Origin of the sequence: Brunnivagina elsteri CCALA 953 (assembly GCF_002289455.1) — a bacterium.
Classification (GTDB): domain Bacteria; phylum Cyanobacteriota; class Cyanobacteriia; order Cyanobacteriales; family Nostocaceae; genus Brunnivagina; species Brunnivagina elsteri.
The window spans coordinates 1-2,196 of the sequence record NZ_NTFS01000657.1 but is presented as its reverse complement, the minus strand read 5'-3'; the positions used below and the strand labels follow the sequence as shown (position 1 = coordinate 2,196).

Annotated in this window: 3 protein-coding genes; all 3 read right to left on the bottom strand. The window is 40.8% G+C overall.

What is annotated here, in order from left to right:
* Positions 1-45 precede the first annotated feature (45 nt).
* The 3 genes from CK510_RS29595 to CK510_RS29585 are packed head-to-tail and all read right to left on the bottom strand — an operon-like array spanning position 46 to position 1,608.
* Positions 46-267: a hypothetical protein gene (locus tag CK510_RS29595; protein WP_095725015.1), complete on the bottom strand. Its 222-nt coding sequence runs from the start codon at positions 265-267 to the stop codon at positions 46-48.
* Positions 254-1,072 (bottom strand): ABC transporter ATP-binding protein, encoded by an 819-nt coding sequence (locus CK510_RS29590; protein ID WP_245912506.1) that lies wholly within the window; start codon positions 1,070-1,072, stop codon positions 254-256. The genes CK510_RS29595 and CK510_RS29590 overlap by 14 nt, the downstream gene beginning before the upstream one ends.
* Before the next feature lie 2 nt (positions 1,073-1,074).
* Entirely contained in the window at positions 1,075-1,608 is a 534-nt protein-coding gene (locus tag CK510_RS29585) for a hypothetical protein (protein ID WP_095725013.1), read from the bottom strand.
* Between the last annotated feature and the right edge of the window lie 588 nt (positions 1,609-2,196).

The window sequence follows — 2,196 nt, the reverse complement described above, 5'->3', positions numbered from 1 at the left end:
TATTTGAAGAGTTAATTTTAAATGTTGAGTTAATTATTTTGTTGTTTAAATAATTTCTGTTTTCTTCATATCATGTGTTGGGTTACGCAAAGCCTTCACCCAACCTACGGGAGATTGCGATAAGCGTTCGCTTTTAGCGTTCCCGCAGGGTAGCTTAACGCCAAAGGCATATCGCACTACAAATATAACTCGTGCGTCTTCACCCAACCTACTACTAATTGTTTTATAAGCATATATTTTACAAAAAATAAAGCTAAATAAAATCATCGTCGGTTTGAGCTTGAAGAATTGTCGCTTTTAAATTTGCCCAGTCGATTTGGGAAACTGCGCGATCGCACAACAAATGACCTTGGGATAGGTGTAGTATCTTACCATTTTGCTGGTTGGGATGGGAATAAAATTCTTTCAGCAGTTCTAATTGGTGGTTTACCATGACAACTGTCAGATTTTGGATTTTGGTTAGCTGGGATAATGTTTGCATGAGAAGTTGCGAATAACCAATATCCAGTGCTGCTGTGGGTTCATCAAGTAGTAAAACTTGGGGTTGGATGACTAAAGCTCGTGCGATCGCAACTATTTGTCTTTGCCCTAATGAAAGCTGTAGTTCGGTTCTTCCTAACCAATCATCGGATATTTGCAGTTGTTCAATCGATTGATTTACCCGTTGTTGAATTTCCGGTTTGGGCAATCCTCGCAGTACTAGAGGATAGAAGAGGGCATCTTTGACGCTCATTCCTAGTAGTTTTGGCTCCTGGGGAACCAGAACAATCGAGTTGCGTAATTGGAATACGGGAATTTGGCTGTAGTCTTGATTTTGGAAATAAATTTTGCCGCTTGTAGGTTCGCACAAACGGTTAAGCGATCGCAATAAAAATGTTTTACCTGCACCTGTCGCTCCTACAATTATATTGCAGGAGCCGGGAAACACTTCAAAGGAAATATCTTGTAATATCGAGTAGCCGGGAATGTTTTTGGCTTTGACGTTTAGCTTGGCTGATATACTGACTTGTTCGAGCCGAATTAAAGCCGTATTTTTATTGTTATCTATTTTATTAGTATCTCTTACGTCCAAGCTTAAACTCCCAAAGCTGTAACTATTGTCCATCCATCAACTAATAGCAGCAGCATTGTAAATCCCAGTAAAATCACATACATCCAAGGTTGTGCAAGGGGATAAACATTTCTAGTATCAATACCAGTTTTTTCCTCTACCAGTCTAACGAAACGGGAAAATCCCACAATTCGCATGGGTAGTAAATATGCTTGCCCTTCGTTGCTGAGGAAGTAATAAACTAAACCACCTTGTCCTGTAGTACGGGGTTTGAATTCTTTGACGTTAACCCAAGGTAAAGTCCAACCTTTGCGAAAAAAACGCGGAACCCATTTTGGATAAGAAACCTTTATTTCTTGGTCATCTACAATTACTCTTTCGCATAATACTGCATATAAGGCAATAAAACCTATTATTATCCCTACCCAAAGTAGGGATGGTGGTGTTGGTGCTTGGGTTGCTGCTGCCAGGAAGGGTAGGGGAACTGTGAGTGCCAGATATAAAGACAGTAGGGTAATCCGAATTAGGGGGGAGAGACGAAATATTGTGGCTGTCATGGTTAATGGATAATTGTTTGCGATCGCATTTCAAAATATTGCTCTATCTAATCTATATATTAACGGCTCACTAGGAATACATTTTCCACCACTGCAAAGCCTCCAATTAATTACATACAGTGGAATATTTCGTATCAAAATAGACGCGATTGGGTCAGTGGTAATTATCTTTGCAGATAAATTAAATAGATTTACAGCAGTTCCTAAGGGAACACCAAGAAATAAATCCTCCAATATTGTAGGGGTGGGGTGAGTCCACTTGGCGGTGTCGGTTTCCGTCCCGTCAAAGTGGCGTTGGCGAAGCCTGCGCTTTGCGCTTACCTGAAAGGTCTCCCCACCCTACGTATGATAGGGTTGGTAAATATATGATTTGGAGGTTTTATTTTCTGGAATTCCCTAAGGAACGCGGATTAAATAAAGTGCAAAAGTCTCAAAAGTAGGGTGTGTTAGCGCAGCGTAACGCACCATTCCAAATCAAATCGAAAGTTGTAGGTTATTAAATCCTCATTCCTAAGAGGATGTTTGAAAAGTACCCCGAAATGTCATGCTGAGGCACGTTCGCGTAGCGTGTCCCCTTGGGACTCAGCA

What these genes read in the sequence shown, in the direction of transcription:
- CK510_RS29595 (WP_095725015.1), bottom strand. Translation starts at nt 267, where the DNA reads ATGATTTTATTTAGCTTTATTTTTTGTAAAATATATGCTTATAAAACA.
- CK510_RS29585 (WP_095725013.1), bottom strand. Translation starts at nt 1,608, where the DNA reads ATGACAGCCACAATATTTCGTCTCTCCCCCCTAATTCGGATTACCCTA.